Annotated in this window: 10 protein-coding genes; all 10 read right to left on the bottom strand. The window is 42.4% G+C overall.

Annotated elements, in window-relative coordinates; genetic code table 11:
• Window positions 1–464, bottom strand: a 464-nt coding sequence (locus GMD6S_RS08215; RefSeq protein WP_000679769.1) for a class I SAM-dependent methyltransferase, incomplete at its 3' end; no start/stop codon positions are given.
• Window positions 465–496: 32 nt separating this feature from the next.
• On the bottom strand, window positions 497–910 hold the full coding sequence (gene comGG, locus GMD6S_RS08210) for a competence type IV pilus minor pilin ComGG (RefSeq protein WP_000265645.1): 414 nt from the start codon (window positions 908–910) through the stop codon (window positions 497–499).
• Window positions 888–1,349, bottom strand: a complete 462-nt coding sequence (gene comGF / locus GMD6S_RS08205; protein WP_000250713.1) for a competence type IV pilus minor pilin ComGF — start codon at window positions 1,347–1,349, stop codon at window positions 888–890. The genes comGG and comGF overlap by 23 nt, the downstream gene beginning before the upstream one ends.
• Window positions 1,312–1,614 carry a competence type IV pilus minor pilin ComGE gene (gene comGE / locus GMD6S_RS08200; RefSeq protein WP_000413365.1) on the bottom strand — a complete coding sequence of 101 codons (303 nt, stop codon included), beginning with the start codon at window positions 1,612–1,614 and terminating at the stop codon, window positions 1,312–1,314. Before comGE ends, comGF begins: the two co-directional genes overlap by 38 nt.
• Window positions 1,577–2,011, bottom strand: a complete 435-nt coding sequence (comGD, locus tag GMD6S_RS08195) for a competence type IV pilus minor pilin ComGD (protein ID WP_001180049.1) — start codon at window positions 2,009–2,011, stop codon at window positions 1,577–1,579. Before comGD ends, comGE begins: the two co-directional genes overlap by 38 nt.
• The gene (gene comGC / locus GMD6S_RS08190) at window positions 1,974–2,297 is read right to left on the bottom strand and encodes a competence type IV pilus major pilin ComGC (protein ID WP_000735798.1); all 324 of its coding nucleotides are present in this window, start codon (window positions 2,295–2,297) and stop codon (window positions 1,974–1,976) included. The genes comGD and comGC overlap by 38 nt, the downstream gene beginning before the upstream one ends.
• Window position 2,298: 1 nt before the next feature.
• Window positions 2,299–3,315 (bottom strand): competence type IV pilus assembly protein ComGB, encoded by a 1,017-nt coding sequence (comGB, locus tag GMD6S_RS08185; protein ID WP_000355379.1) that lies wholly within the window; start codon window positions 3,313–3,315, stop codon window positions 2,299–2,301.
• Window positions 3,263–4,204, bottom strand: a complete 942-nt coding sequence (comGA, locus tag GMD6S_RS08180; RefSeq protein WP_000249575.1) for a competence type IV pilus ATPase ComGA — start codon at window positions 4,202–4,204, stop codon at window positions 3,263–3,265. The genes comGB and comGA overlap by 53 nt, the downstream gene beginning before the upstream one ends.
• A 69-nt stretch (window positions 4,205–4,273) precedes the next feature.
• Complete coding sequence (locus GMD6S_RS08175) at window positions 4,274–4,639, bottom strand: DUF1033 family protein (protein WP_000286396.1); 366 nt, start codon at window positions 4,637–4,639, stop codon at window positions 4,274–4,276.
• A 154-nt stretch (window positions 4,640–4,793) separates the two neighbouring features.
• The coding region (locus tag GMD6S_RS08170) for an amidohydrolase family protein (protein ID WP_000295594.1) at window positions 4,794–4,988 on the bottom strand (195 nt) is incomplete at its 5' end.

Genomic DNA, 4,988 nt, shown 5'->3' with positions numbered 1-4,988 from the left:
TCCAGTTCAGCTAAATCAAAACCATGATGGTTGGTATCTGTCTTGACAAAATCAGCGATGAGAACTTGTCCATTCTCCCTAAGGTGATGGTAAAACATGGCAAGAGTTGCATCTAGATCAGGCATATGATGAAGAACCCGACTGACAACAATCAGGTCAAATTGCTGTTCCAAGGGATTTGCCAGTAAATCCTGCTCCAAAAACTGGATATTCTTGATGTCTTGTTGCTCTGCTTTCAAACGGGCTTGCTCCAGCATTTTCTCCGAGATATCTACAAGGGTAACCGACTTGGCCTGCTTGGCTAGGGGCAAAGCTAATAGACCTGTCCCACCACCGAAATCCAGAATTTCTTTGTCTGATAGAAGAGCGATCTGTTTTTCAACTGCTTGACAAACCAAATTTGCAAGAAAGATATTTTTGGGCGAATCAAAAGTTTCTGCTTTGTGATTAAAATCGTGTTTCATGCTTTTAGTTTAGCACAAAGAAGTTGAATTGACTAGGATTTGTCTTTCTTTTCAGACTTTTCTTCTGATTTTTTCTTCCCTGCTTGATTGCTTGAATCAGTCGCTACCTCTTCCTTTTTAGCTGTTCTCTTTTCTTGGGTTTTCATCTGAGGAAAGAGAAATTCATAGTTGCCCTTATTCATACGAACACTTGTTGCAAAACCTGTTTTCGTATTGTGATACCTGACTTTTCCTAAGTTAAAGACTCGTTCTCCACTTTCTTGTTCAACCTTATCTTTACTTCGCTTGGCCATAGCAAAAGCTGCCAACTTTTCTTTGTTTAGGGCAAAGTCTTTGTGATGGGCGACTTGCCGATTCAAATAAAACTGCAACAAAAGGCTAAAAATGGCTGCCATGGTGACTGCATATAAGAGAACGCCTGCCTTAACTTTTTGCTTTTTCCACACGATAGATGAACTCCCTTTCTAAGCCTTTTTGAAACTGGAAACGGAAGCGAACCAGTTGATTTCCCTCTGTAATTTGAGCTGATTTAAGTCCATAAACCATAGGTTGGTAGCCCCGTCCGCTGGCATCGGTCTTCCGAAAATCATCCGATTTAGATTTCCCTATAGAGATATCCTTACCATCCTGTTTCATGTAGAGGCGATTGTCTTCTACCTTTTCAAACTGCGAACGCTCTAACTCTGCCTCCAGCTGATCCACAAACAAGAGCCACTCCTTTTGCTCGCTTTGCTGCTGGTAACGAACTTCTGAAATGAGGAGCTGACTCATAGCCTGAAAGAGGAGCAAGCCTCCGCTAATGACGATAAGGGCAATCAGAGATTCTAAAAGAGTGAACGCTCTTACCTTACTGCTCTTTAAGGTCGAGTAACTTCTCTGAACCATAGTAGACCTCCAATCCCTTTTCACTAGAAAACACCTGAATCTCCACTCCGTTTATGTTTACTTGATTTTGCCCTGTCTGCAGAGCCATCTTAGCCGCACGTAAGACTTCCTCTTTTTGCAAGATTTCTGCCTCTTCCTGCCTATTTTTCTGAATTTGTCCTAAAAGGAGGGTTGCAATACTGGCAAATATGGCTAGCGCTACTACTGCTTCTAGTAAGATCACTGCCTTAATTTTTAGTTTCCTTAATGCGTTTAATTTTTCCATTTCCTAGATATAATTGATAGCGAATCGCTCCTTTGCTAGTCTGAAATTCAACCTTAGCCAGGGACGAATTGCCCCCAGCTCGGTCAAATATAATGCTTTGTCCTGATGATGCCTGAATTCCTTTAGGAACGGTCAAGTTTTGACTGCCATTGCTGATCGTCTGCCCATCTAAGTTTAGACTAGTCTTTTGCTGACTGGCAACACTGTGTTTTTGCGTTTCCCGATAGAGTTCTTCAAACTCCATAAAGAAAATCTGCTCCTCTACCGCCGCAAAACTGGACTGAACAGAACCGGACAAGCCCAAAGCAAGGATACTCACAAGTCCCAAAACTAAGAGACTTTCAAGCATAGTAAAGGCCTTAATCTGCAACAGTTTGACTGGTTTTTTGTTTTGCATGGTAGTCTTTGTAAGCTTTAGCTTGCTCAGCTGTGATACGACCGTCCGCTTGTAATTTGCTGAGGCTGGCATCATCATTTTTATCCAAACGATAAAGTTCTGCCTGGCTTTCCACGACCTTGACAACAGCAGCTTTTCCTTTATCATCTACGGCATCCTTTTGCTTGGTCAAATTGGGCACAAAGAGCAAGAGAAGAACGCTGATGATGAGCAAGACCACTAACATTTCTACCAAAGTGAAAGCTTTAACCTTGGCTTTTTTTAAATTTGTCATGAGTTTTTTCATTTTAAAAATTTACCTCCATATTTTGATACATGGGCATAAGCATTGCCGCATAAAGTAAAACGATAATCAGGGCCACAAAGATAAAAACCAGTGGCTGTACTAAGTTCATGGTGCGGTTGACTCGGGTAAAAAAGGCTTCCCAAGTTTTTTCAGCATAGATTTCCAACTCACTCCCCAGCTTGGACTTGACTTCCCCATACTCGATGATGAGACTCAACTCCTTTTTAAAGAAAGGATAGGTCGCTATGGTTTGAGAAAATTCGCGGCCATTTTGCAGGGCTTGAGCCAAATCTTGACCGATTTCGTTAAAGAGCTGTGAGCCTTGTTCCTGCATGATCTGAAAAATCTGCATCAGCTCCATCCCCTGCGAAATCATATTGCCCCATTCACGCGCATAATAAGCTGTCAGATAAGTCTGGACAAAGATTCCTAGAAAGGGAATCCGCGCTAACATCGAGAAGACCCGCATCTTGGAACTTCTTTTGTAAAAAGTGAGAGCTAAAAGCAAAGATAGAGAGCAAACCAACACTAGTCCCAGAAATATTTGTGGCAGATTGCCGATGATTTGAGTGGCGATATTGCTACTGTCCAGTTGAGGAAGTAGATAGTTTCTCAACCCCAGCATGATTAGCAGGAGAAATCCCAGCAAAATCAGAGGATAGGTCGCCACTTCGATTAACTTTTTCTTGACCTTGGACAAATTATCCAGATATTCTTCTATCTTCCCCAGACTCAGGTGAAGATTTCCATGCACTTCAGCTAGAGATAACTGGGTCACAATAGCACTTGAAAAGCCCAAGCTGTCCATCATCTCTGAGAAAGATTTCCCCTGAGCCAAGCCTTGGTGCATCTGGGCCACATAGTCCTTTTCTAGCAGGGCACTTCTTCCCAAGAAAGAAATAATATCCACCAAATGAAAGCCACTGGAGAAGAGATTGTTAAACAGGGTGATGATTTTCTTCTGCTTAGCTGTAGCTAATTTTTTCCGTTTCGGCCTGAAGACTTGTGATATGTCCATCTTTAAGAAGCTGGTCAATCTGTTCATTCCACCTGGTTGGCTGGTGTTCTTGATAGTCTTTGTTTGCAAAGTCAACGATTCCTCCTCCCCCGATTAATCTCTGGTAGCAGACTCCTTGCAGAACAACTGCTAATTCCTCCTCCGTCACCCCCAACTCCAGAAGGCGTTCATAAACACCTCGGATACTCTTAGCATGAATGGTTGAAAAGACTGTCGCCCCTGTCAAACTGGCTCTGACCACTGCACGCGCTGTCTCGCTGTCACGAATTTCACCGATAATCAAGAGGTCCGGACGATGCCGGAGAGACAGTTTGATCAGATTTTCATAGGTCAAGCCAATCGCTTCATTCAACTGCAACTGGAGCATGTCTTCCTGCTTGATTTCGACAGGATCTTCGATGGACATAACCTGTTGCCCCATAAACAGAGACTTGGCTAATTCGTGCATCAAGGTCGTCTTGCCACTTCCAACTGGACCCGCAAAAAGGTAGAGGCCCCGTTGCCGGTACTGCTCACCCAGTTCATTCATATCCTGAAACCAGAAATGCAGGTCCTGCTCTTCGTCGTGCAACAAACGAATGACCAAACTCTCATGTCCCCGATAATCTCCTACGGTAGACAAACGCAGAGAAGACACCTTCTCCCCATGCTGATAGTCGCAAGAGCCCAGCTGACTACGTCTCTTCTCCCCTACATTCATACCCGCTACAAACTTAAAATGACTAATCACAGCAGCTAAAACATCAAACTCATAGGAGTCAACGAGACACCGCGCGTCTCCAACCCGCATGTGAAGCTCATAGGACTTTTCCTTGGGAATGAAATAGATATCCTGAGCCTTCTTTGCTTTCGCAGTAGCAATAATTTTCTGTGCAATTTCTTGTACCATACCGCCCTCCTTATCTAACTATTCGCAAAAAATTGAAAAAAATAAAAAGCAACTTTTAAAAGTTACTTTTTATCTCCATTTCATGCGGCAAGAACGATGCTTTTCTTGACCTGTTTGTTTTTCGTAGCCTGGACGTAGCTTTTCATCGGGGATGACTTGCTCATCCTGTAAAAGTGCCAAAGAATGGTACTGCTGCAAATACTCATCGCACTCATCACACCAGCGTTTATCAGCAGGATCCCAAAAGATAGTCATCAAATCACTCCGACTCTTATAAAGAGGATTCTTCTTTTCCAGCTCAAACCAGCATGATTTATAATATTTTAGAGCATCATAATACTTGTCAAAAGATTGACTCATGATGACATCTTCTTCCCAACCTTCTATGAACCACCACGGTTCAAAATCCCCATACATTTCTATAACACGATACATTCTTACTACTTCCTTTGTATCGTATATTATATCTAATTTTTTAATACAAGAAAAGGATTTTGCTTGTTTCCCCCATTAGCAATTTCTTTAATCCTATTATTTTCATCTGATAATAAAAATAGGAGTCCTTTATTGACCCCTATTTTTTATCTTCTTAGGCTTGATAACGTTTCACACCATCTAGGTAGGTTGCTACCAATTCCAAATCTTTATCTAGTACGATAAAGTCAGCGTCATAACCTTCACGGATTTGACCACAGACATCATCGATGTGAACAGATTTTGCTGGGTTGAGGCTGGCCATCATGACTGCTTCATGCGGATTCGCAATGCCCCATTCGACCACATT

The organism is Streptococcus sp. GMD6S (genome assembly GCF_000297015.1).
The sequence above is the reverse complement of the archived record's forward strand: the minus strand, read 5'-3'. Positions and strand labels throughout refer to the sequence as shown.